The sequence below is a fragment of the Sulfuricurvum sp. PD_MW2 genome (assembly GCF_002633015.1).
GTDB lineage: Bacteria > Campylobacterota > Campylobacteria > Campylobacterales > Sulfurimonadaceae > Sulfuricurvum.
The window spans coordinates 75,961-101,405 of record NZ_NSIU01000003.1 but is presented as its reverse complement, the minus strand read 5'-3'; the positions used below and the strand labels follow the sequence as shown (position 1 = coordinate 101,405).

Annotated in this window: 22 protein-coding genes and 1 tRNA gene; 19 read left to right on the top strand and 4 right to left on the bottom strand. The window is 42.8% G+C overall.

Features of this window, described 5'->3' with window-relative positions; genetic code table 11:
• The first annotated feature begins 8 nt into the window (after positions 1 to 8).
• From nuoD to CJD30_RS02975, 13 genes are read left to right on the top strand one after another with little or no spacing between them, the layout of a single operon-like run.
• Positions 9 to 1,235 carry an NADH dehydrogenase (quinone) subunit D gene (gene nuoD, locus CJD30_RS03035; RefSeq protein WP_294916181.1) on the top strand — a complete coding sequence of 409 codons (1,227 nt, stop codon included), beginning with the start codon at positions 9 to 11 and terminating at the stop codon, positions 1,233 to 1,235.
• Between the two features lie 12 nt (positions 1,236 to 1,247).
• Positions 1,248 to 1,472, top strand: a complete 225-nt coding sequence (locus CJD30_RS03030; RefSeq protein ID WP_294916179.1) for an NADH-ubiquinone oxidoreductase subunit E family protein — start codon at positions 1,248 to 1,250, stop codon at positions 1,470 to 1,472.
• Between the two features lie 9 nt (positions 1,473 to 1,481).
• Entirely contained in the window at positions 1,482 to 3,518 is a 2,037-nt protein-coding gene (locus CJD30_RS03025; protein ID WP_294916177.1) for an FAD-dependent oxidoreductase, read from the top strand.
• Between the two features lie 10 nt (positions 3,519 to 3,528).
• The gene (locus CJD30_RS03020; protein WP_294916175.1) at positions 3,529 to 5,784 is read left to right on the top strand and encodes a 2Fe-2S iron-sulfur cluster-binding protein; all 2,256 of its coding nucleotides are present in this window, start codon (positions 3,529 to 3,531) and stop codon (positions 5,782 to 5,784) included.
• Positions 5,781 to 8,267, top strand: coding sequence for an NADH-quinone oxidoreductase subunit G (locus CJD30_RS03015; RefSeq protein WP_294916173.1), 2,487 nt, complete (start codon positions 5,781 to 5,783; stop codon positions 8,265 to 8,267). Before CJD30_RS03020 ends, CJD30_RS03015 begins: the two co-directional genes overlap by 4 nt.
• Positions 8,268 to 8,270: 3 nt before the next feature.
• Entirely contained in the window at positions 8,271 to 9,260 is a 990-nt protein-coding gene (gene nuoH / locus CJD30_RS03010; protein WP_294916171.1) for an NADH-quinone oxidoreductase subunit NuoH, read from the top strand.
• Between the two features lie 12 nt (positions 9,261 to 9,272).
• Positions 9,273 to 9,896 (top strand): NADH-quinone oxidoreductase subunit NuoI, encoded by a 624-nt coding sequence (gene nuoI / locus CJD30_RS03005; protein WP_294916169.1) that lies wholly within the window; start codon positions 9,273 to 9,275, stop codon positions 9,894 to 9,896.
• Positions 9,897 to 9,905: 9 nt separating this feature from the next.
• Positions 9,906 to 10,484, top strand: coding sequence for an NADH-quinone oxidoreductase subunit J (locus CJD30_RS03000; protein WP_294916167.1), 579 nt, complete (start codon positions 9,906 to 9,908; stop codon positions 10,482 to 10,484).
• A complete protein-coding gene (gene nuoK, locus CJD30_RS02995) occupies positions 10,484 to 10,789 on the top strand; it encodes an NADH-quinone oxidoreductase subunit NuoK (protein ID WP_294916165.1) in 306 nt (101 codons plus the stop codon). The genes CJD30_RS03000 and nuoK overlap by 1 nt, the downstream gene beginning before the upstream one ends.
• 3 nt (positions 10,790 to 10,792) lie before the next feature.
• Complete coding sequence (gene nuoL / locus CJD30_RS02990) at positions 10,793 to 12,679, top strand: NADH-quinone oxidoreductase subunit L (protein ID WP_294916163.1); 1,887 nt, start codon at positions 10,793 to 10,795, stop codon at positions 12,677 to 12,679.
• Positions 12,680 to 12,688: 9 nt separating this feature from the next.
• Positions 12,689 to 14,236 carry an NADH-quinone oxidoreductase subunit M gene (locus CJD30_RS02985; RefSeq protein WP_294916161.1) on the top strand — a complete coding sequence of 516 codons (1,548 nt, stop codon included), beginning with the start codon at positions 12,689 to 12,691 and terminating at the stop codon, positions 14,234 to 14,236.
• Positions 14,236 to 15,741, top strand: a complete 1,506-nt coding sequence (gene nuoN, locus CJD30_RS02980) for an NADH-quinone oxidoreductase subunit NuoN (RefSeq protein WP_294916159.1) — start codon at positions 14,236 to 14,238, stop codon at positions 15,739 to 15,741. The genes CJD30_RS02985 and nuoN overlap by 1 nt, the downstream gene beginning before the upstream one ends.
• 21 nt (positions 15,742 to 15,762) lie before the next feature.
• Positions 15,763 to 18,123, top strand: coding sequence for a tetratricopeptide repeat protein (locus tag CJD30_RS02975; RefSeq protein WP_294916158.1), 2,361 nt, complete (start codon positions 15,763 to 15,765; stop codon positions 18,121 to 18,123).
• Here CJD30_RS02975 and miaA read toward each other — a convergent pair.
• On the bottom strand, positions 18,115 to 19,008 hold the full coding sequence (gene miaA, locus CJD30_RS02970) for a tRNA (adenosine(37)-N6)-dimethylallyltransferase MiaA (RefSeq protein ID WP_294916156.1): 894 nt from the start codon (positions 19,006 to 19,008) through the stop codon (positions 18,115 to 18,117). The two genes, CJD30_RS02975 and miaA, sit on opposite strands and share 9 nt — an antisense overlap.
• Before the next feature lie 99 nt (positions 19,009 to 19,107).
• On the opposite strand from miaA, the gene mqnP reads away from it, so the two are divergent.
• From mqnP to CJD30_RS02945, 5 genes are all read left to right on the top strand, one after another.
• Positions 19,108 to 19,968 (top strand): menaquinone biosynthesis prenyltransferase MqnP, encoded by an 861-nt coding sequence (mqnP, locus tag CJD30_RS02965; RefSeq protein ID WP_294916154.1) that lies wholly within the window; start codon positions 19,108 to 19,110, stop codon positions 19,966 to 19,968.
• Positions 19,965 to 20,486: a hypothetical protein gene (locus CJD30_RS02960; protein WP_294916152.1), complete on the top strand. Its 522-nt coding sequence runs from the start codon at positions 19,965 to 19,967 to the stop codon at positions 20,484 to 20,486. The genes mqnP and CJD30_RS02960 overlap by 4 nt, the downstream gene beginning before the upstream one ends.
• Positions 20,483 to 20,998 (top strand): hypothetical protein, encoded by a 516-nt coding sequence (locus tag CJD30_RS02955; protein ID WP_294916150.1) that lies wholly within the window; start codon positions 20,483 to 20,485, stop codon positions 20,996 to 20,998. The genes CJD30_RS02960 and CJD30_RS02955 overlap by 4 nt, the downstream gene beginning before the upstream one ends.
• Before the next feature lie 43 nt (positions 20,999 to 21,041).
• Positions 21,042 to 21,118 (top strand) — tRNA-Arg (locus CJD30_RS02950).
• Between the two features lie 45 nt (positions 21,119 to 21,163).
• Entirely contained in the window at positions 21,164 to 22,708 is a 1,545-nt protein-coding gene (locus CJD30_RS02945) for a phosphoethanolamine transferase (RefSeq protein WP_294916148.1), read from the top strand.
• Here the strand turns inward: CJD30_RS02945 and CJD30_RS02940 are convergent.
• Genes CJD30_RS02940 through nadD form a run of 3 tightly spaced genes read right to left on the bottom strand, consistent with a single transcriptional unit; the run spans position 22,705 to position 24,333 of the window.
• Complete coding sequence (locus CJD30_RS02940) at positions 22,705 to 23,454, bottom strand: ElyC/SanA/YdcF family protein (RefSeq protein ID WP_294916146.1); 750 nt, start codon at positions 23,452 to 23,454, stop codon at positions 22,705 to 22,707. The genes CJD30_RS02945 and CJD30_RS02940 overlap by 4 nt on opposite strands.
• A 19-nt stretch (positions 23,455 to 23,473) precedes the next feature.
• Positions 23,474 to 23,803, bottom strand: coding sequence for a ribosome silencing factor (rsfS, locus tag CJD30_RS02935; RefSeq protein ID WP_294916144.1), 330 nt, complete (start codon positions 23,801 to 23,803; stop codon positions 23,474 to 23,476).
• Positions 23,800 to 24,333 carry a nicotinate (nicotinamide) nucleotide adenylyltransferase gene (gene nadD, locus CJD30_RS02930; protein WP_294916142.1) on the bottom strand — a complete coding sequence of 178 codons (534 nt, stop codon included), beginning with the start codon at positions 24,331 to 24,333 and terminating at the stop codon, positions 23,800 to 23,802. Before nadD ends, rsfS begins: the two co-directional genes overlap by 4 nt.
• Positions 24,334 to 24,416: 83 nt before the next feature.
• On the opposite strand from nadD, the gene gap reads away from it, so the two are divergent.
• Positions 24,417 to 25,421 (top strand): type I glyceraldehyde-3-phosphate dehydrogenase, encoded by a 1,005-nt coding sequence (gene gap / locus CJD30_RS02925; protein ID WP_294916140.1) that lies wholly within the window; start codon positions 24,417 to 24,419, stop codon positions 25,419 to 25,421.
• Positions 25,422 to 25,445 lie beyond the last annotated feature (24 nt).

Below are 25,445 nucleotides of genomic sequence, written 5' to 3'. Positions count from 1 at the left end.
ATTACAGTATGCAACAAGCCAATAGATTACGACCTTTTTTTGAAAACATCACCTTTGATCGTGATGACAATGAACTGATTCTCAACTTCGGTCCGCAGCATCCATCGGCGCACGGACAGTTGCGTTTGATGCTTCATTTGCAACAAGAACAGATCACTAAAGCACATCCGGATATCGGGTATCTCCACCGGGGTATGGAAAAGATGGCGGAGAATATGATCTATAACGAGTTCATGCCGACGACGGATCGTATGGACTATATCGCATCGAGTTCAAACAACTACGGCTTTGCTCTTGCGGTAGAGAAATTGATTGGTCTTGAAGTACCGCGTCGTGCTAAAGTGATCCGTATGATGCTTCTTGAAACGAACCGTTTGATGTCGCACCTATTTTGGTTGGCGACCACCGCACTTGATATCGGTGCGATGACGGTCTTCTTGTTCGCATTCCGTGAACGCGAATATTTAATGGATTTGATCGAAGATTACTGCGGTGCCCGTTTGACTCACGCTGCCGTTCGTATCGGTGGAGTTCCGCTCGATTTACCGGATAACTTCATCGCGGATTTGCGTAAATTCCTCGATAAACTGCCGGAAAATATCAAAGATTACGAAGACCTTTTGGACTCTAACCGTATTTGGAAAATGCGTATGGAAAACGTCGGGGTTATCTCAAAAGAGATGGCTTTGAGCTGGGGTTGTTCAGGGGTAATGCTCCGTGCGTCGGGCGTCGAGTGGGATATCCGTAAAGAAGAGCCATATGAACTTTATGACGAAGTAGAGTTCAGTGTTCCGGTTTCGGACAAAGGGGACAACTACGCTCGCTATAAACTTTACATGGCAGAGATGCGCGAATCGGCAAAAATCTTGTACCAAGTACTCGATATGTACGCCGATACGACGCCGGAGTTGATGGCACATGCGCCGCAATATATTTCAGCTCCGAAAATTGATATCATGACTCAAAACTACTCGTTGATGCAACACTTTGTCCTTGTGACACAAGGTATGCGTCCTCCAGTGGGAGAAGTCTACGTAGCGACTGAATCACCGAAAGGGGAACTCGGTTACTACATCAACAGCCAAGGGGGTGCGTATCCGTACCGTCTTAAACTACGTGCGCCGTCATTCTGGCATACTGGAATTTTGACCGACTTATTGCCGGGTCACTATATTCCGGACGTTGTATCGATCATCGGGACGACCAATATCGTCTTCGGTGAAGTAGACCGCTAAAAGGAGCATGCAGTGAAACGTTACGATTTACGTCATTTAAAAGAAAATTTTGCAGGCCGCATGTCCGAGATTATCAAAAACGAAGCGGTGAACGGCGAAGTATTGATTTTCTTATTTGAGATCGGTGATTTTACTCCGGTACAACAATCGGCAGATTTGGTTAAAGATCTTGGGTGTGAACTCATGAACTCGTTGAAATTCAACGAAGCTGACTGGACCATTGTGGTCAAGAAATAAGGAAACCTTGTGAGTAAAGTCTATTTCTCCACATGGCGGGGCGAGCAGATCAACAACATCGGCAAGAATGAAGATAGTTGGGAAAACTCTGCTTACAACCTTCCGTTGGAATATAACGAGCACGCATCATCCAAAGCGTTTATCGGATGGGACGGTGTCGCTTTATTTAACCCGGATGTAGACGTCGTTCGTCTCGCAACCGAGTATGCGGCGCAGTATCAGGTTTATTCTGAAGCGTGCGGACGATGTGCACCGGGGCGATGGGGCGGACGTATTTTGTACGACTTGCTTGACAAAATCGCTCGCGGAGAGGGATCTGTATCGGATATGGAGCACCTTAAAGAGGTGTCTCGCACGATGCAAGAGACCTCTAAATGCGAAATCGGCAAAACGGTTCCCAATCCGCTATTGGACCTTATGACTCATTTTGAGTCGGAGTTTATGGCGTGTATCGAGAACCAAAAAGCGTCCAAACACTACCATTTGGAAGATACCAGCTATATCGCTAAAATCACTGCTCCGTGTATGGATGCTTGTCCTGCACACGTCGATATTCCGGCATATATCGAAGGTGTTCGCGATTTGCGTTTTGATGATTCATTGATGGCGACGCGTCAAACAATGCCGTTAGCGCATACGTGCGGACGTGTTTGTCCTCATCCGTGTGAGACAGAGTGCCGCCGTACGAATCTCGATGAGCCGATTTCGATTATGGAACTCAAACGTCTCGGTGCCGATTATGAAACTGATCACGGTTTCGGATTTTTCCATCCGAGTGAGAAAAAACCTTCCATCGGGAAAAAAGTGGCGATTATCGGTGCCGGGCCTGCGGGATTGACGGGTGCGTACTATTTAGCCTTGGACGGTATTGACGTTGATGTTTACGAAGAGCTTCCGGTTCTCGGCGGTGAGGTTGCGGTCGGTGTTCCTGAATACCGTATGCCGATTGATAAATACAACCAAGACATAGAAGCGGTTCGCTCTTTGGGGGTGAATTTTATCACCAATACCAAAGTGACCGCTGATATGATGCGTCAGTTCGAGAATGAGTATGACGCGACGTTGGTGGCGACGGGTACTCGTATCTCGAAAAAAGTCTATTGTGACAATGAACGCGCCGAGATTCAGGGGTATTGGGGAGCAATCGACTTTTTGGATAAAGTCAATCTCCAAGTCAAATACGACATCATGGTTCCAGAAGCCGATCAAAAACGTCATATGCTGCCGACAGACTTTGTCGATTTAACCGGTAAAACGCTCGTGTGTGTCGGGGGAGGATTTACCTCGATGGACGTTGTCCGTTGTGCGATCCGTGCTAACGCCAAAAAAGTGGTGATGCTCTATCGACGTGATGAAGCGACGATTATTAAAAATACGACGTATGAAGAGTACCACGAAGCGGTTGAAGAGGGTGTTGAATTTATTTTTCACTCGGCGGTTGCGGCGATGAAAGATGAGAACGATGTCCTTAAATCGCTTGTAGTGGATCGTTTTGAGCTCGTCCCTGATCCAAACGGCGGACGTCCGACGTTGGAGAAAATCGAAGGAGCAAGCTTTGAGATGGAGTGTGATTACCTTATTCCAGCCGTTTCTCAAAGTGCTGATTTAAAACTTCTTCCGGAAGAGTGGGAGATCGAACGTACCTCATGGGCAACGATCAAAACCAACGGGAAAGACTATATGACTTCACGCAAAGGGATCTTTGCGGCGGGGGATTGTGAATACGGCCCGATGACGATCGTCAATGCAGTCGGACAAGCCAAACGTGCGGCATCGGTTATCAGCCGTTATGTCGTGAACGACGAAATTAAACTAACCGATGAAGAGATTATGGAAGATCATCTCCGTAAATTCAAAGTCTATAATAAAAAAGAGAAAATACAAGGGTGGCTTCCTGGATTGCCGCGTCAACACAGTGAGGTACTCACCGTGGATGAGCGGCGCGACAATAACCGAGAAGTCAAATACGGCTTTACGCAAGAAGAGGCGCTCTCAGAAGCAGAGCGCTGTATGCGTTGTTACTATATCGCGATGATCGCGCACTAAGGAGGGATGGATGATTAATTTTACGATTAACGGTCAAAATGTCACCGCTCTCAAAGGGGAAACTATCCTTCAAGCGGCGCGAAAAGCAGGGTTTTATATTCCGACCATGTGTTATTTGGAAAAAACAACTCCGTGTGCATCGTGCCGATTGTGTGTCGTTGAAACCGACAAAACTGATGGTCTGATTCTCAGCTGTCAAACCCCTCCGACGGAAGGACTTGCCGTAACGATTGAGTCGGATAGATTGAAAGCGGAGCGCACCAATATCATGCGTCTTTATGATGTCAATCATCCGTTAGAATGCGGTGTATGTGACAAATCCGGAGCATGTGATTTACAAAATAAAACTTTGGAATTCGGTGTTTCGGCACAACACTTCAGCGCAAAAGATCAACATCGCAAGATTGAGCACTGGGGATTGATCAATTATGATCCCTCTTTGTGTATTTTGTGCGAAAAATGTGTCCATGTCTGTAATGAGATTATCGGAGATGATGCGATTGAACTTCAATTCGGTGGATACAAATCGTCTGTGATTCCGAAAAACAGCGAAACGCTTGATTGTACGTTCTGTGGAGAGTGTATCGCGGTATGTCCGGTTGGAGCATTGGTCAGTTCGCAGTTTCAATACAGTGCAAATGCTTGGGAACTTACTAAAATTCCGGCAACGTGTGCTCATTGTTCGGCAGGATGTTCATTGATGTACGAAGTGCGTCATACTTCCAATTCACTCGGTGCCAAAGAGAAAATTTATCGTGTTACGAATGATTTTGAACACACGACATTGTGTGGAGCAGGACGCTTTGGGTTTGATTTCGCAATAGAGGGATCAAAAGACGAAGCAGAATTTGCTAAGGTTTTAGAAGCAATCAAAAATGCTGATGGACTCCGATTTAGCTCATTGATTACCAATGAAGAGGCAATGATTCTTCAATTGCTCAAAGAGAAATTGGGACTCAAACTCTACAACGAAGAAGCCAGAACGTATCAGAATTTTATGAACGCGTTTAGCTCTATTAGCGGCAAAAGCGGTTTTGGCGGAAGCATCGACGCGTTACGACAAAGCGATGGCATTATTGTTATTGGCGGACGTGTATCGAGTGATAATCCGGTTCTCCGTTATGCTATGACTACTGCAGCTCGTCATAACGGTGCAAAAGTGGTCTATATGCATCCGATGGAAGATGATCTTTTGCAAAATGTGGTAACGCAGTTTGTAAAATACGAAGTGGGCACGGAAGAGGGTGTTGTCGCAATGCTTGCTAAAACACTTCTCAGCGGTTCAGACTTGAGTGATGAAAATCAACGCTATTTTGATAATCTTGATGAGGGGTATTTGTGCGCCGAATCGAATGTCGGAGATGAAGAATTGGCACGCATTGCAAAAACATTCGTTCGCACAAAACGCAAAACTCTTGTGATCGGCAGCGATGTATTAACCCATAAACGTGCAGCCAATATCGCCCGTTTGTGTGCCATGATCGAAACCTATAGCGAGTTTTCGGTGGTAGTAGTTCCGACGAGTATAAATACCGTAGGCGTATCATTGATCTGTGATTTGGATGTTGATAACGGCGGTGGCAATGTCATCGGGTACAACGCAGCAGGTGATTATACAATGGGTTCACTCAGCGATACCATGTTCAAACTCCCGGCGCTTAATCAACAAGAAGGGACGTTTGTTAGCCTTAACTATCAGGTATTGCCGACAAACGTTGCAGTTTCGTTTGAGGGATATACGTTGAACGAGATCGCTTCCTCACTTGGCGTAGTTGCAGAAAATACGATTGATTATACGGCTAAGCTTCCGAAAGAAAAAGGGTTCAACGGTATGGAATTCGATGAACTCGGCAATTTCTTTAGTACTCTTGGAGAAGATAATCGAGGGTACTTGTTGGAAAACTGCGATGTCGAAGCAAACGGTGTATTAGACGAAATTGATGATTTGCCGGAATTTAACGGAACGGTTGTCTATCGCTGTAATCCGATCAATCAATTCAACAGTTATACCGCTCAAGCTCAACAGCTTGAAAAAGAGGCAGTATTGAGTGGTTCAGCTCAATTTGCAGCTGCCGCAAAAATTAGCGATGGTGATAAAATTCGCCTTGAATTTCCTCAAAGCACTCAAGAACGGATTTTTAAACTCGATTCCACGTTAAAAGGGACGATTGCTCTGGTTCCGACATATGATGTCGGATTTGGCGGCTTAAATGAACAATACCGTTTTGAAAAGGTGAAAATTATGAGGGTAGGGAGTGAATCATGAATGAAATCACGATTACCATAGACGGTCGTGCTATTAAAACGCAAGAGGGTGAATACATCCTCAATGCGGCACGTGCGAATGGTATCTTTATTCCGGCTATTTGTTATTTGACACGTTGTTCGCCAACTTTGGCATGCCGTATCTGTCTGGTGGAAGCGGACGGAAAACAGGTTTACGCGTGTAATGCTAAAGCAAAAGAGGGGATGGATATTACGACAACCACTCCTAACATTCTTGCAGAGCGTCGTGCCATTATGGAAGTTTACGATGTCAACCATCCATTAGAGTGTGGTGTATGTGATCAATCAGGTGAATGTGAACTTCAAAATTACACTCTTGAAGTGGGAGTTGATTCACAAACGTATTCGATCAAAGATACCCATAAACCGGCACAAGATTGGGGATTGATTCACTATGACCCTGCATTGTGTATCATGTGTGAGCGTTGTATTACGGTTTGTAAAGATATGATCGGAGACGCTGCACTCTCTACCGTAGCACGCGGAAGTGACGCGATTGAGGCAACATTCAAAGAGACAATGCCGAAAGATGCCTATGCAATGTGGAATAAGCTCAATAAATCGCTTATTGCGCCGAACGCCGGAGACAAACTTGATTGTACAAACTGTGGAGAATGTAGCGCGGTTTGTCCGGTAGGGGCTCTTGTCAGCAGTGATTACCAATACACCTCAAATGCATGGGAACACAAACAAATCCCGGCTACGTGTGCCCATTGTTCAGCGGGATGCCAAATCAGTTACGACATCAAGCACACCAGTATTGTTGATACGGAGCCAAAAATTTATCGTGTTAAAAACGAATGGAATTATGTCTCTCTTTGTGGTGCGGGGCGTTACGGATATGATTTTGAAAATCGCAATGTGAGTAAAGATGCTGCAGCATTTATTAAAGCGCTGGATGCATTCAAAAAAGCCGATACGATCAAATTCACCTCGACGATTACCAATGAAGAGGCATTGATCCTTCAACGTCTGAAAGATAAATTCGGTTATCGTTTGGTAAACAATGAAGCATTGGCATTCAAAACGTTCTTGAGTGATTACAGTGCAATCAGCGGAAAGTCACTGTACAGCGGAGATCTTAAAGCGGTTCATGCAGCGGATTTTGTCGTCTCAATCGGAAGTGCACTCAAAACCGATAACCCGAATGCCCGTTTTGCAATGAATAATGCCCTCTCGATGAACAAAGGAGCAGGACTTTATTTCCACCCGATCAACGATCCGGTCGTTGAGGGGATGTCCAAAAATATCACTCAGTTCAACCATGCACCGATGATGGAAGAGGCTGCACTTTATTTATTGCTCGATCTTTTCGGAGATAAAGATCACATGCCTGCATCGGTAGTTGAGTACCTTGCAACCTTCCATTCGTCAAAAACCGTGACTGTTGAAGAGAGCGTTGATGAAAAAGTGACCGAAACAGTTGTGAAAAAAGTGCTCAACGAAGAGACCGGCGTCGAAGAAGAGGTGAGCGAAGAGGTTACGAAAACCATCAAGAAAAAAATCTCGAAAGAGGTTGAAGTAGATGACAATGCCCTTTTTGCCCTTTTGAATGCGCCGGCTGGTTTCGCCGATACATTAACCAAATATTTGGCGAAAAAAGAGAGCTTCGCATTGATGGTCGGTCCGGATCTCTATACTCACCCGAATTCGGCAAATTGTGCCCGTTTGGTTGCTTTGATCGAAAAATACACATCGTTTAACGTGACGATGATTCCAAATCTCTCTAACACACTCGGTGTAGCAATGATTTGTGATCTTGACGCAGAATGCGGAAACTATACTATTGGGTATAACACCGTAGGTAATTTCACCCTTAGCGCACTCGGCGAGGGCGATTTGGATATGCCATCATTGAATCAACAAGAGGGGACATTTACCGGGATTGACAAGCAGGTTAATCCAACCAATGCGGCATTGCCGTATGGCGGATATGTCTTGAATGATATTGCCAACGCACTTGGAATGAATGCAAAATATACGGTTGAGTATACCGCTCAGCTTCCTCGTAGTGCAGGATTTAAAGCGCTTGATTTTGATGCACTTCCAAATCATTACACCAATGCGGGTGAAGAGGTTCGCGGTTATATGCTCGATATTCAAGATGTTGCTACAAGTGGCGATGAGAGTGTTAAGACATTCGATGCTGCTAAAGCGATGAACGAAAAAGTGGTCTATTTGGCTAATCCGGTACTTCAATTTTCTCCGTTTACCGCACGTGCACATCAACTTCAGAGCAAAGGCGGATTGTACGTATCTGCCTCTGCAATGGAAGCGTCAGGCTGGAGCGAAGGAGACCGTGTTAACGTTAAAACCTCTCGAGGTGAAATGAATGTGGCGGTTATCAAAGACGGTAAAATTGAGGGAGATATAGCGTATCTTCCGACATTTGATACTGAGATTAATTCTGAAGCACTGTTTGACGGTTACCGTTTTGCCAGTGTATCAATTCAAAAGGTGTAAAGCATGGATGTAGCATTCATTATCGAGACGATTGCAAAAATCGTTGTAATCTTGTTAATCTTCTCAGCGCTTGCGGGTCTTGGGACCTATTTTGAGCGTAAAGTATTGGCGTTCATGCAACGCCGTCTTGGGCCTATGCACGTAGGACCATACGGATTGCTTCAAGTAGCTGCCGATGGGATCAAACTTTTTACCAAAGAGGATATCGTTCCCCAAAATGTTGTTAAACCGATCTTTAAAATTGCACCGGTTATCACTGCAGCAACGGCTTTTATGGCATCAGCAGCGATTCCGTTCTGGCCGCAATTTACGGCGTTCGGCTATACCGTTCATCCGATCGTTGCGGATATCAATGTCGGTATTTTGTACGTTCTTGGAATTATGGCAATCGGATTGTATGGACCACTCCTTGGGGGGATGGCATCAGCAAATAAATGGTCATTGATCTCTGCGGCACGTAGTGCGGCAATTTTTATTTCGTATGAAGTTATTACGGGTCTTGCATTATTGGCACCGCTCATGATGGTGGGATCATTATCCTTGATCGATATCAATAACTATCAAGCAGGCGGAATAACCCATTGGATCGTATGGTCACAACCGGTTGCGTTCGTATTGTTCTGGATTGCGGCATTTGCGGAAACAGGGCGTACACCGTTTCACCTCGTTGCAAACGATCACGAGATTATTGACGGTTTTGGGACGGAGTATTCAGGTATGCGTTGGGGGATGTTTTTCATCGGTGAATACGCGAATATGTTCTTTATCTCGTTTGTCATTTCCATCGTCTTTTTGGGTGGCTTCGGTGACGGTACGATCGCGGGTGCGGTTCAGCTCTTGTTGAAAGTGTCTTTTTTCTTTTTCTTTTTCCTCTGGACACGTGCTGCCTGGCCGGATATTCGACCTGACCAGTTGATGTGGTTGTGTTGGAAAGTTTTAATGCCGATCGCGGTGCTCAACGTTGTTGCCACCGGTATCGTGATGATGTTCTAAGGAGGTTGGATTATGCACCATGAAGAAGTATTTACGGACCGTAATGTAAATGAATCATCGGCGTATTATTACGTCGATATAGAAAACTATCCAACCACGGGATGGGATAAATTTAAACAAGTGGTTAAACGTACGTTTAGCGGTGAACTTTTTGTCGGACTATGGGTTGTTATGAGAGAGATGATCAAGTTTGACATCCATACAGTCCAATACCCAATGGAAAAGCTCCCGATCGGACCGCGTTACCGTGCCGTACATAAGCTTTTACGCTTATGGGAATCGGGGTATGAGCGTTGTATCGGATGCGGATTGTGCGAAAAAATCTGCATCTCCGATTGTATCCGAATGGACACACGCATCGACGAGAACAGCCGTAAAGAGGTAACCGAATACAGCATCAATCTTGGGCGCTGTATTTTCTGCGGTTATTGTGCAGAGGTATGTCCGGAACTTGCGATTGTTCATGGACAGCGTTATGAAAATGCATCGGAACAGCGTGCACATTTCGTCATCAAAGATGACATGCTTACACCGCTTGATATGTTAAAAGCAGGGCAGCAAGCCGAGTATCCGGGCTTCGGTGCCATCATCCCAGGAAGCGACGAGTCGGTCAAAAAGACCCCGTTGGCATATTAAGGAGTAGGAATGTTTGAAGCAATTGCTTTTTATCTATTTGCGGCTCTCACGATCGTGATGTTTACTATCACCGTTATGACGAGTCAAGCGCTATATGCGATTACCGCAATGGCGGCAGGGATGATTTTTATCTCGGCATTTTTCTTTATATTGGGTGCCGACTTTTTGGGTGCAATCCAAATTATCGTCTATACCGGTGCGGTTATGGCATTGTACGCTTTTGGGATGATGTTTTTCGATACAACACGTAATGTTGTTGAAAAACGGACGAACCCGCGTATCGTTTTTGTTTTAGGCGTATTGGCAGCCGTTATGGTTGTTGCGATTTTCGTAGCTCCTATCGTCTCTAACAATATTCAAGCGCTTTATCCGATCCAAGAAAACGTTGGAAATTCACAAGCCGTCGGTATGGTGTTATTCACCAAATATTTGGTTCCGTTTGAACTTGCAGCCGTAATGTTACTTGTTGCAATGATCGGAGGGATCGTTTTGGCCGGTAAGAAAATGGACAAATCGTTGACATTGATGAAAGAAGAAGAGATTGATGGTTTGGACGAAGGTTTTGAACCAGAAGCAGGAGGACACTGATGGCAATTACACTGACCCATTATCTTGTGCTAGCAAGTGTATTATTTGTAATCGGTTTGATCGGTGTAATGCGCCGTAAGAACCTTTTGATGCTCTTTTTCGCAACAGAGATTTTATTGAATGCAACGAATATTGCTTTTGCAGCAATTTCTCATTATATCGGCGACTTGAGCGGGCAAATGTTTGCCTTTTTTATTATCGCGATTGCCGCATCGGAAGTAGCAATCGGACTTGGGCTTCTCATCGTATGGTACAAACGTACCGGTAAGATCGATTTAGATCAAATGAATTCAATGCGAGGATAGGGTATGGAACTTTATTTATATATTGCGCTGTTTGCTCCGCTGGTAGGATCGCTTTATTCAGCGCTTTTTAGCGGATCGCCTAAATCGCAACAGGTCGGTATTGTCGCATCGGGATTGTTATTTACATCCTTTTTGAGCAGTGCGATTTTGCTTACATACGTGATGAGCGGACATACAGTACATGTCGAGATGATGACATGGATGGCAACGGGTGATTTGTATATCCCGTTTGGTTTTGTCGTTGATCAAGTGAGCGTCGTGATGATGATGGTTGTTACTATCGTCTCCACCGTTGTTCATGTATATTCAATCGGATACATGGATCATGATAAAGGGTTTAACCGTTTCTTCGCATGGCTCTCAGCATTCGTGTTCTCGATGATGGTTTTGGTTATGAGCGATAACTTCGCCGGTCTTTTCATCGGATGGGAAGGGGTCGGTTTGTGTTCATGGGGTCTTATCGGATTCTGGTATCACAAAGAATCGGCAACGTGGGCAGCTAATGAAGCATTTATCATGAACCGTATCGCTGACCTTGGTATGTTGATCGGTATTTTCTTGATCTACTGGAATGTCGGATCACTTCAATATGATGTCGTATTTGCTGAGATCGGTAACCTTCAACCTGTGATTATTACGTGGATCGGAATTTTCCTCTTTATCGGGGCGATGGGTAAATCGGCACAGTTTCCACTTCATACTTGGCTTGCGGATGCAATGGAAGGTCCGACTCCGGTTTCTGCATTGATCCACGCTGCGACGATGGTTACTGCAGGGGTTTATTTAGTAGTTCGTTCCAATGCGATTTATGATCTGATCCCGAATGTCGGTATCTTCATCGCAAGCCTTGGTGCATTCGTCGCTCTTTTTGCGGCATCTATGGCATTAGTAAACCGTGATATGAAACGTATTATTGCGTACTCTACCCTTTCACAGCTTGGTTACATGTTCGTTGCTGCCGGTTTGGGAGCGTATTGGGTAGCATTGTTCCACCTGATGGCACACGCATTCTTTAAAGCACTCTTGTTCTTGGGTGCGGGTAACGTTATGCACGCGATGCACGATGAACTCGATCCGTTCAAGATGGGGGGATTGCGCAAAGTGATGAAAGGGACATTTGTTATGATGACTCTTGCATCGGTTGCGTTGGCAGGTATCTATCCGTTTGCCGGATTCTTCTCAAAAGATTTGATTTTGGAAGTAGGGTTTGTAGAACATCATTATGTTATTTATACCGTATTGTTGTTGACAGCCGGTCTTACAGCATTTTATTCATTCCGCCTTGTAGCGCTTATTTTCCATGGAGAAGAGCGTTATAAACTTTTTGGTATCCATCCGCATGAAGCGTACAAATTTATGCTTGTCGCGATGTCACCGTTGTTGGTATTGGCGATTATCGCCGGCTCATTCAAAATGACCTATTTCCAATTGGTTATGAACTTGCTTCCAGCAACGCAGTACCATGTACATGATCAAACAACCTATTGGATCATGACAATCGGCACGCAGCTTTTTGTTATTGCTGCGATTTTGTTCGCGTACAAAAAATACGCTAACTGGAGCAATGTGCCGGATGGATCATCCGCAATGGAAAGAAGTTTCTTTTACAAATTGTTGTGGAACCAATACTACATCCCTAAAATGTACGAAGAAATTTTCGCTAAACCGTATGCGGAGCTTTCACGCATTGCATGGAAACAGATCGATCTTAAAATTGTCGATGCAACGGTTGATGCTATTGCAAACGGGATTTATAAAACGGGAGAGAATACGCGTGATATCCAAAACGGGAACCTTTCAACAATGCTTCGTTGGATGGTTGTCGGCTTGGTCGTTCTTTCGATTCTTGCCGTGGCCTTTACCGTTGGTTACAACGCTGTCGGCGCTTAAGGAGTAATGATGATAGATCATATTTTAACACTTTTAATTTTCTTCCCTGCATTGGCGGCAATGCTCGGATTTGTCGTTACCAAAGACAGTATGCGCGCATACGGTATTGCGGTTGCAGGGATCGAGTTTCTTCTCTCATTGTGGTTATGGTATGCGTATGATCCAATGGTTTCAGGTATGCAGTTTATGGAATCGGCTCCGTTGATTCCGGCGTTTGGGGTTAATTATCTCCTTGGGGTTGATGGTATTTCACTCTTTATTATCATCCTATCGACATTCTTTACGTTGATCGGTATTGCGTCATTGACTGAAAAGCGCCGTATCAAAGATTTGATCATTACATTGTTATTCCTTGAAATGACGATGGTAGGTGTTTTTGCAGCGTTGGATGCGATTGTGTTCTACGTATTTTGGGAACTCTCATTGGTACCAATGCTTTATATCATCGGAGCATGGGGTGGACCGCTTCGTATTTACGCATCGGTCAAATTTTTCTTGTATACCTTTACGGGATCGTTGGTGATGTTGGTCGGTATGCTTTTCATGGCGTATTTTTATTACCAAGCAACAGGTCAGTGGAGTTTCTCAATCTTAGAGTGGTATCGTCTGATTCTTCCTGAGAATTTCCAATTGTGGTTATTTGTCGCATTTTTCCTTGGATTCGCGATTAAAGTACCGATGTTTCCGTTTCATACATGGCTTCCGTACGCACACGGACAAGCACCGACCATCGGTTCGGTTATTTTGGCGGCAATTTTGCTTAAAATGGGAACGTACGCGTTTGTCCGTTTTTCATTGCCGTTATTCCCGGATGCGTCCGTATATTTTATGATGCCGATTGCTATTATTTCTATCATCATGATCGTCTACACGGCGATGGTAGCGTATGCACAAGAAGATATCAAACAAGTCGTTGCGTACAGCTCGATCTCACACATGGGGGTTATTATCCTCGGAACGTTTGCTTTGAACGTTGAAGGGGTGAGCGGTTCTGTATTTTTGATGTTAGCGCATGGTGTCGTTTCAGGGGCGCTGTTCTTACTCGTCGGAGTGATTTATGATCGTCGTCATACAAAACTTATGAGTGAGTTTGGCGGACTTGCATCAGTTATGCCTCGTTATGCGGCAATTTTTGGGATTATGATGATGGCATCTGTCGGCTTGCCGCTGACCATCAACTTTGTCGGTGAATTTTTGAGCTTGCTTGGCTTTTACAAACAATCGCATATGTTAACGTTGACAGCCGGAACGGCGATTATCGTCGGTGCAATCTATATGCTCAGCGCGTATAAAAAAGCATTTTTCGGTAACGTAACGAATGAAGAGAATAAAAACCTCAAAGACCTCAATAAAACAGAGCTTGTCGGATTGATTCCGCTTACTATCGTTGCTATTTGGCTCGGTGTCTATCCAAAACCGGTTCTAGAGCCTATCAATAACAGTGTTGAATCGGTTATTCAACTAATGCATGATAAAGCTCAAAGCGAAGAAGCAAAACTTCGTATCCCTGATTTGTCAGGTAAAAATGGAACAAATACTATGCAGGAGGCGAACTAATGTTAGAGCCTATACATGTTGCATTAGGATCGCTAAATATAGCGACTCTGGCTCCGATGCTTATAGCGATCGTCGGTGCATTATCGATATTAATTATTGACTTGGCAAAAGGGGGTCTGCATAAATCGCTTTATGTCATGATTGCTCTTTTGTTTTTATTGCTCGATTTGGGTGCATTGGTCGATTTTGGGGGAGTATTTCTCAAAAACGGGACGATCTTAGGATTTTTTGATGTGATGTTGATGGACGGTATTGCGATCCTTTCACAGATCATTATTGTTGTAGGTTCGATGCTTTTCATTCCATTGGCACTTACTTCTAAGCGGTTCCATGAATACGATTATCCGGAATACTTTGCCCTTTTCATGTTTATGATTGCAGGGTTCCAATTTATGGTTGCAACCGATAACCTTATCATGATTTTTATCGGTCTTGAGACGGCGTCATTGGCGTTGTATACCCTTATTGCATTGCACAACCGTTCAAAATCATTTGAGGCAGCTGTCAAATATTTTACGATGGGAGCTTTGGCAGCCGGTTTTTATGCATTCGGATCAATGATTTTGTATGCAATCAGCGGTTCGGTTGAGATTAATCAAATCGCTACCATCATGGCGGAAGATCATTATAGAAATATCGGTTATGTTCTTTTATCGATGGCATTTATGATTGCCGCATTCGGATTCAAACTTTCAATGGTTCCGTTTCATACATGGACTCCGGATGTGTATGAGGGATCATCTGCGGCACTTGCAGGATATATGTCAATCGTTCCTAAAATCGCGGCATTCGTTGTTGCGATGCGCTTATTTGAATTCTTGGTCCATAGCGGTGTTGCATGGCTACAAGTCATTTTGTATATCGGGGTTGTTGTAACAATGACAGCATCGAATATTTGGGCTTTGGTTCAAAGTGATGTTAAACGTATGTTGGCATACAGCTCTATCAGTCATGCCGGTTTTGTTATGGCTGCTATTTTGATCGGTACAACGCAATCGAATACAGGGTTATTCTTGTATTGGGCATTGTTTAGCTTTACAAACCTCGGAGCATTTACAATGCTATGGGTAAACCGTCAAAAAAATCTAATTGCCGGACAAAGTTCAGACCATCCGTATGAAAAATTTTCAGGTATGGTGAAAACTATGCCAATGGCAGCCGTGATGATGGGATTGTTTATGCTTTCTCTCGCAGGGATCCCGCCGTTTGGTCTATTCTGGGGTAAAATGTACTTGATCGGTTCAGCTGTATCATCAGGATATACTGTACTAGCGCTTATTATGGCGCTCAACTCTGCTATCGCAGGATATTATTATCTCAAATTGATCGTGTTTATGTTCATGAAAGAGCCGATCGTCGGATACGATCAATACTATTTTATGAATGCGTCGTTATCACTTAAAACGATCATCGGGATTGCAGCCGTCGGAACGATATTTGCCGTTTTCGCCGTCAATCCGTTGTTGAAAGTTATTACTCTATTCGTGTATAATAGCGGCTATTAAAAGGAAATCAAGGGGGAGATATTGCGATTTTGGATTATAGTATCCTTATGCCTCCCCTTATTTGGTTTAGAACTCTCCATTCAAAGCGGTAAAGAGGGTGGAGAGAAATTTAGTGTATTTCATTTAAGACACTCTTCCCCTTTTTCTTGTCAACCCACTATCGATGAGTTCGGTGAAACCCGCCGGGTTGACTGTCGGTTTACTACTTCTCCGAAACAAAGTTTTTCTCCAATCGATAACGAACAACTCAAAATCAGCGCTTCCTCGTCTTCAAAAGGGTATGTTATAACCGTCCTTCCAAAAGGGAAAATGAAACTCATTCCGATCAATTTTGATCTTACCAAAGAGAGCCAAACGTATCAAAATGATGTAAAGAGTTCTGCTCACTGGAGCGTTGTCGGATATAAAAACTCACTCCCGTTAATCGATAAAGGATCCTCTTCCGATACAGCGATCAATTTTCCGGTCAAAGTAGTAAAAAATACTCCTCCTTATGTCGGCGGACTGGATCTCAAAGGGAATCCGATAAAGATCCGACGGGTTCAAGACGTAACCGATTATATGGATATGAAAAAAGCGTATGCGGCAAAAAAATATGACAAAGTTTTGGAAAAAGCACAAGATACGTTAAAAGAATATCCAAATACCGTTTTTAAAAATGAGTTGATGCTCTATCAGATTCGGGCGTATCATCAATTGGGTGATTACGAAAAAGTGATCGCGACGTCGAAGAAATTTATGAGAGAATATTCCGGGGACAGCAATGTGGCGGAAGTCCTCACCTATACGGCGAATGCTTATAGCAAAATGGGTCAGATCAATGATGCGGATTACTATTTTGACCGCCTTTTTGACGAGCAAGCAGAGAGCCCATTTGCAGCAATGGGTATGATTTTCAAAGCCGAACAAGCTGAAACAACCGGTGATCCTAAAAAAGCGAGAAATTTTTATGAGAGAGCCCTTAACTCCACTTCGGATGTTGCCATCGCTTCTAAAGCTGCCTTTAATCTCGCAAAATTGGAACTTATCGGCGGTACAGATCTGAAAAAGGCGGCTGAATACGTCGATAAAATTGCGAGTGTCAACCCTAATTATTTTAGTGAAGTGCGCAGTGATGCGATTACAATGGCCAATACGTTTGTGGACCGTAAAGATCCTAAAACAGCTGCGCGTATTACGGAAGCATTGTTAAATAAGACAGATAAAAAATCGGATGACTATCAGATTTTGCTCCGAAACCTTGGACTTCAACTTGCAAAGGCCGGAAAACGTAATGAAGCATTAAAACGTTTCAATGAATATCTGGAGACATTTAAATACGGAGAGTTTGTAGAAGAGATCCGCCATGCGAAAGACGGACTCTTTTTTGATGAGGGAGATCGCAATACAACCAAATCGATCAAAAAATATAACGATTTGATCGAACGTTACGGAAACGATGCTGTTGGAAAAAAAGCACTTTATAAAAAAGCACAGCTTTTATTGGAAGAGAAAAAATACAAAGAAATTTTAGATCTTGAAAGTGAACTCTATCGCCTCAATTCGGATGAATATCCGGATACTACCACTCTGATAGCGAAAAGTGCAATCGGTATGACGAAAAATTACCTCCAAGAGGGTAAATGCAGCGAAGCGATGAAACTTCAAAAAATGTACAAAGTGAAATTGCTAGTCGAATGGGATGAATCGTTATTTAACTGTGCGTTGAAAACAACGCAATATCCTGTCGCAAAAGCGATTGCACAACGACATCTTAGAGCGCCGTCTATTGGTGAGCGGGAATTATGGCTGTACCGTTTAGTCAAAACACAGTTTGAATTGGGTGAATACAAGGATGCGATCAAAGGAGGAAATGAGCTGATAACTCTTTTAGGAGTTCAGAAAAATCCGCCGTTAAATGATATCTATCGAATCATGTTTGATGCAGCGCAGCGTGTTAATGATAACGATGGAATGATTCGACATATTAAGTCGATTGAGTCCGTGTACGCAAATGATTTTAAAGATATTGAACGCTATAACCAGATGGTGAGTTTAGGACTAAAACGCAAAGATGAAGCGATGACGCAAAACTATGCGCGAAAAGTAATGGCGCTGCAAGAGAGAACAAAAACTTATACGCAAAGCCCGTTTATAGAGTTTACCTTGGCACAATCGTATCAGAATGTAGGCAAAGATGCGGATGCGTTGAATACCTTGAAGTCATTGAACAAGCAAAAATTGACGAATGAAAAACGTTCTCGTCAACAGTATCTCATCGGAGCGATAGAACAGCGTTTAGGACACAAAAAAGAGGCAAGAGATGCTTTTAACGGCAGTATTAAAGCTGACCCGAAATCGGCATGGGGGAAACTCGCTAAAGATGCTCTAGCGCTATTCTAGAAGCATCTTTGCATGCGTATAGAGTTCATCAGCCGTACCGCTTTTGTCCACTATGAATTGATGCGCGTTAAACGTTTGTTGCCGTTTAGCAAGTTGTCCGGTATGCGTGGCGATGAGTTGAGTCATCTCATCTTTGGTAGTTTTTCCGTCTAGATAATCTAAAACTTCGATAACCCCGATGGCTTTCATACTGTTTGGGGACCTTCCATAAAGCCGTTCCAACTCTGCAACTTCATCGATAAGCCCCATAGTGATCATTGTATGGGTACGAAGTGCAATCTTCTCCCGTAGGCGTTCTCGATCGATATGGAGATTGAGGATGGGACACTCGGTAATAATAGGTTGTGGAGGATGAGCTGCAAACCATTTTGAGGGGGGGATGGAGGATTCAAGATAGATCAGCAGCAGCTTTTCAATCCGATAACGATCATTGGGAGCGATTTTTTCCATACTCTCGGGATCGATAGTGCTTAAAAGGCGATAACATTGATCCAAATCATTGAGCATCTCTTTGGCAGTTTCGAGGGTCAGTTTGGAATATTCGGGGATTTTGGATAAGCCATCAATCATGCTTTTGAGATAAAAACTGCTCCCACCTACAATGATAATGTTTTTTCTGTTTTCGAGTGCGGCTGCGTGTATGCGACGATATTCGTCGATAAAGGTAAAAACATTCGCCGTTTCGTTAGGAGATAATCGATTGATTCCAAAGTGCTCCACTTGACCGAGTTCTTGCTTGGAAGGTTTTGCAGAGGCTATATCGATCTCTTTGTAAATACTCAACGAATCGATCGATAAAATAAGCGCATTAAATTCATCAGCGAGTCTAAGAGCCAAATCACTCTTTCCAGATGCTGTGGAGCCGATTATTGCTAATTGTTTCATGGTGATATTATACCAAAGGGGCGGAAGAACTTTTGATAAGGCACCCTTAAAGAGTTTTTACGATAAAATAAAAGCAATTTGATAAAAATAAGGGCGAGCGTGAAGCGGTTGAGAAAAAGGTTGCAAGATTTTAATGAGTTGGTTATGTTTCAACACAGTATCTTTTCTCTCCCTTTTATTTTCATTGCTATGATTGTAGCCGCTAACGGTTGGTTTGGTCTCAAACTATTGATTTTAGGGACATTGGCCGCGATGAGTGCTCGAAATGCCGCAATGGGATTCAACCGCTATGTCGATCGTATTTTTGACGCGAAAAATCCTCGAACCGCCAGCAGACCAAGTGTCGATGGACGATTGGATGGAATGTCCATTGCGATCTTTACCGTAGTCAATGCATTTGTTTTTATGGCTGTGGCATATTTTATAAATGAGATGGCTTTTTATTTGAGCTTGCCGGTTTTGATCGTATTGCTCAGCTACTCTTATTTTAAGCGATTCAGCTCGATGGCGCATATCGTATTGGGAATCTCTTTAGGATTTGCACCTATGGCAGGGGCGATTGCCGTTCTGGGAAATATTCCACTGTGGTCAGTATTTTTGAGCATCGGAGTTGTGTTTTGGGTAGCCGGTTTTGATCTGCTTTATTCACTGCAGGATATGGAATTTGATAAAAGCAACGGTCTTCATTCGATCCCGTCTCGGTACGGCAGTGCTGCGACACTCAAAATTTCTGCTTTTTTTCATATGATAACCGTCGTATTTTGGGGATGGTTTGTCCATCTAGCGGCATTGGGTGTTTTTGCCGAATTAGCAGTGATTTTTTCTGCAGGAATGCTGATGTATGAGCACTATTTGGTTCGTAAAGATTTTACGAAAATTGACAAAGCTTTTTTTACCGTCAACGGTTATTTGGGATTTGTGTTTATCGGGTTGATTATTTTAGATGAGGTGTTGATATGAGTAATATTCGATTGGTTCCCGCAGTATTGGACTTAGCCTATGAAGAAGTAGGTGAGAGTGTAGAAAAATTTGAACGAGAATTTAATGTTATCAGTGAGTCGGAAGAGAACTCGATTACTCAGGGGATAAAACATGTCAAAATGCGGGGAGAAAGTGATGAAACAAACCTTTTGATGCTCAATATTCTCTCAGAGCTTTATCGGAAGATGGATAAAATCGAACAATTGCTAATGCATGGAAATTCGAAACGTCTTTCGCTCGCGTGCGAGGGGTACATTGAGAGTATCGGGTTGGAGCATTTCAAACTCACTGAGGATATTTTAGAAGTAGGAAAACATTACTACGGACGACTTGAACTGACTACATTTCCAAAACGTGAAATTGCATTTTATTTCGAAGGGATTGAACCTTCCATTGCTAAGATAGAAAAAATTCATGTGAGGGATAAAGAGGCGTGGGGCTATTTTATGACCGCATGTGAACGTATTATGATTCGTCAGATGAAAGGGAATGAATGAATCACTCCATAGAGATAGCGCTAGTAGCACTGACCGTTGTCGTCGTCGGTTTGATCTATTATGTGATCAATAAAGAGGGGGAAGTTTCTTCTCAGATTCGTTCAATCGCTAAAGCTGTGGATGATTTGCATCGTGAGCTCTTTGCCATGGATAAACGGCTAAAACAGGAGTTGGAAATTGTAACGTCGTTGCAAGAGAGTGTCCCACGTGAACAAAACTCATTGCATGCTGAACTGGGGCGTGAAGTCAATGAACTATCCGTTCCTATTTTGGAATCTTTAACAACGATCGAAGAGAGTTTCGGGAGTTATAAAGAGAAGACGGAAAATCGTCTCCGTTATTTGGAGGAGCGTATCCGTAATCTTTCTCTCCCTACATCGATCAGCGGTCTGGATGATGAGAAAGTGATTAGCCGATACAATCAGGGCGTTGATATCGATACGATCGCAAAAGAGCTCCGTTTGTCAAAAGCAGAAGTTGAATTTGTACTAAAAATAAATCAACTCAGATAGTTATAAGCTTTATAGGCTATAATTTCGTTCTCTTTAAAAAGATGCGTCCGTAGCTCAGCTGGATAGAGCACCGGTTTGCGGTACCGGCGGTCAGGGATTCGAATTCCTTCGGGCGCACCATCTTCTTTCATTCACCTTTAATCTTTCAACATTGAAAAGTGATACGTGAAAAAAAATATTCAAATCGAATTCCATACCAATAAATCCTATTTTTATTTCGGTACGTTGATATCCATCTTAACGATGTTGCCTCAGTTAATCTTCTCCCCTAATTCTACGCATTCTCTATTTTTGAGCATTACGCTTGTTTTGTTAATCACGATTCCTAAATTCAGTAAGATACTCTTTTCGGTTTTTGTCATTTTTATCAACTTGAGCAATATTCTGATCGGTCACATCGCTCTTCACTGGGGATACACATTAGCCGATATCAGGCCGCGTATCGAAGTCGCTTTTTTATCACCGGTATATGAATCGAAAGAGTATCTTACCCATTATGTTGATTACAGAGACTATGCTCTGATCACGTTTTCCTTTTTTGTTCTCTTTCTTTTGTTTAAATTTTTGAGGCACTTTACCCATTCGTATAAAGTTTTTCGAATCATCGGCGCAGGTGTATTTGTTTTGATTCTTTTGAGTGTGACGTTTTATATCAATCCGATTCGAGAGTTTGAGCCTTTTAGTGTCCCTTGTAAGATTTGTACCGTGATTGAGGATAAGAATAAAATTGATCAGGTTATGAAAGCCAGAGCGGAATATATACGTCATATCAAAATTGTGGAAGCCGGTGCAAAAAATCAACTCTACGATAAAATCATCATTGTCATGGGGGAGAGCGTCAATAAGAGCCATATGTCACTTTACGGATATAAAATTCCTACGACACCTTTTTTGGATTCGCTTCGTAAAACGGATAAACTCTATGTATTTAATGCTATTGCACCGACCAATCAAACGCGCTATTCTGTCCCGATCGATTTGACGGAAGCGAATGTCCACTATTATGAAAATCGATATGCGCATTCTTGTTCATTATTAACGAATTTCAAAGCCAACCGCTATGAAACATATTGGATTTCAAATCAAGGAAGTGTAGGAAAAAATGACTCTTCTATTGCCTCAGTTGCCTATGAAGCGAATACTACATTGTATGCGAATGTCAATTATCTCGATGCTAAAACCGATGAAGTGATTTTAGAGTATCTAAATAAGCTTCAATCAACGTCTAAAAAAGAGATGTATGTGCTGCATTTGATGGGATCACATTCGGATTATATTAACCGATATCCAAAAGAGAGAGCATTATTCAAAAGTGCTAAAAATGTGGTCGAAGAATACGATAATACTATCCATTACAGTGATTATATTCTAGGCCAAATTTATGAAAAATTTAAAAATGAAAAACTGCTTCTCATTTACCTATCCGATCATGGAGAAAACATCAATCTTGAAAATAACGGACACGGCTTTTTACCGCCGTACAAAGATGAATATACCGTTCCCTTTGTGATTTACAGCAATGTTAAAAATCCCCGTTTGAGTGAGCTTTATAAGGACAACAAAAAAGGGTATTTCAATTTAGAGAATTTCGATTATATGGTACAGTATATCAGCGGTATCAGTAACCATAAGAACTTATCCTATTCTCACGACGTTATGGCAGTTGAGCCGAGCAATATTTATAATTTCGATACGTTACAATCGTTTTAGTCGATATTTTTTTGGAGTTTGCTCCATGCCAATCCCAAATATTCATGAAACGCTGCTTCCGAACGAGACAGCCCCTCTGCAGATGGGAATTGCCAGAGGGTATCGGCTTTTTTGACTTGAAAATCGGTCGGTGCTTCTATGATGTTGAGACCACATTTTCGAAAAAGTGCTGATGCACGAACCATATGCGATGCTGAGGTGACTAAAACCAAAGGTTCAGAACCGACTAATTTTTTAGCGGCTAGTGCCTCTTCATACGTGTCTTTTGGTCTCTCCAGCACAACAATATCATCAGGGGATACTCCCAGGGTTATCGCTACTTGGGCATTTTTGCGTGCATTGCTGATGATATCATTGCCGCCATAGCCGCTAAAAATCAGTTTCATGTTCGGATAACGTTTGTAAATATGAACCCCCTCAACGACACGATCGAGTGAAACAAGCCCTATTTCTGAAGAGAGCGGGAGTTTTGGATTGGAGACATGGCCGTTTCCCAATACATGAATATAGTGTGCATTTACTGTCAGGGAGTCAAATTTTGGATACATACCCTCAAGCGGTTTGAGCAAAAGGGCGGCAAACGGTGCATAGGAAAATAGTGAAATCCATACAATCGAGACGATGAACATCGATTTTGCACGTCGTTCATCTCCACGGTGCCAAAGTAAAAAAGAGATCAAAATGAAAATTAAAAACAGGGGAAACGGAGCGAGAAAAGAGGAGATGATTTTTTTGAGTGCAAACATAGCGTAGGGGAACTACCCTTTACGCTTTATTTTTTCGTGCCGCAATTTCACCCAAGAATCTTTCCAAATCGTATTTAACTCGATATTGCGGTGTTAGAATATGGATGAGGATATCTCCAAGATCGATTGCTACCCAGTCTCCGCTTTCATCTACGTAGAGGAATTCTTCTTCAGGTTTAAGACCTTTTTTGAGATGGTCCAACAATGCCAGTGTATGACGTTCCCCTAATGATGATGCGATAATAACGTAATCGGCAAAATAATCACCCTCTTTTAAATCGAATACTTCGATCGCTTCGGCTTTATTTTGATCGAGAATAGCACTGATTTTTTCAATTCGTGAATTCATTGGTGTTCCTTATAATAGGTTAGTATAGTTGTTTCGATTTCATCCTCCAACCCCAGTGAAGTGAGCTTTTGGCGAATATCGGTTGAACAGATCGGCACGTCGACGATAAGCTGAATCATCGTGTCGGGAATAGTGATTCCGTTTCGTGATGCTATAACCCAGGTCACCAGGGTGTCAAGCTCTGAAAAAGAGTGCCATTTTTCTAAATCTTCGAGATTGTCCGCACCGATAATGAAGTAAATTTCATCATATAACGGAGCAAAATGCTTTACCGTTTCGATAGTAAAAACACTTCGTTTTTGAGCAATCTCAAAATCACTGATTTCTACTTTTTCAAAAGAAGAAAAAATACGCTTGAGCCAACTGTATCGTTCGGAACCATCGGCAATAACAGAAGATTTAAACGGATTGCGCCATGCCGGTATGATGACAAGCTTATCAATGGGTAAAATCTCTAATGCTTTGGTAACGACAGCAACGTGCCCAGCATGAGGCGGATCAAAACTTCCGCCATAGAGTGCAAGCTTCATAAGCCTCAACTTTATTTTAATCGAAATTATAACCGATTTTTGGTAAAATCATCCCCTATATTATGTCGGTTTAGGATTAGATGATGGCGTTAAAGATTGCATTGAACGGATTTGGTCGTATTGGACGGTGTGTTACCCGTCTCATCGCGATGCGTCAAGATGTGGAATTGGTCGCTATCAATGATATGGCATCGATTGATATGATTTTATATCTATTGCAAAACGATTCGGTTCACGGGTCATTTGAGATGGATGTAGCGATTGTCGAAGATCACTATCTTCAAATCGGAAAAAATAAAGTGCGTATCTTATGCGAAAAAGATCCGCAAAAACTTGATTTCGGGGTACTGGGAGCAGATGTCGTTTTTGAATGCAGCGGTTTGTTTTTGACCGGTGCGTCGACACAGCATCATCTGGCGAAAGGGGTGAAAAAAGTCATTCTTTCTGCCCCGACGCAAGACAGTGCCATCCCTACATTTGTTTTGGGTGTGAATGAACACCTTTACAACGGTGAATCGATTATCTCCAATGCATCGTGCACGACAAACTGTCTGGGGCCGATTGCGAAGATTATCGATGAAGCGTATGGGATTGAAAAAGGGTTGATGACAACCGTTCATGCGTATACCAATGGTCAAGCGATCATCGATTCGGCACATGGAAGCGATATGCGTCGTTCCCGTGCGGCAGCGCTCAATATGATTCCGACAACAACGGGTGCGGCAAAAGCGATCAGTATCGTGTTGCCGAATTTGGAAGGAAAATTGCATGGACAAAGTGTTCGTGTACCAACTCCCGATGTTTCAATGGTCGATTTGAACGTTTTGGTTCACTCTCCTACTACAAAAGAGGAGATCAGTGCTCTTTTCAAATCTCATGCACAAGGTAAAATGGCGGGGATTTTAGAAGTGGATGAGCGGTATCGTGTTTCCCAAGACTTTGTCGGATCATCATTCAGTGCCACAGTGGCGGATGATTTGATTCAAGTAATCGGCGGAAATATGATTAAAATTATGGCATGGTATGATAATGAATGGGGATATTCCAATCGCCTCATCGAAATGGCGCTGTTTATCAGTAAAAAATAAATTTATAAATCTTACAGTAAGAGG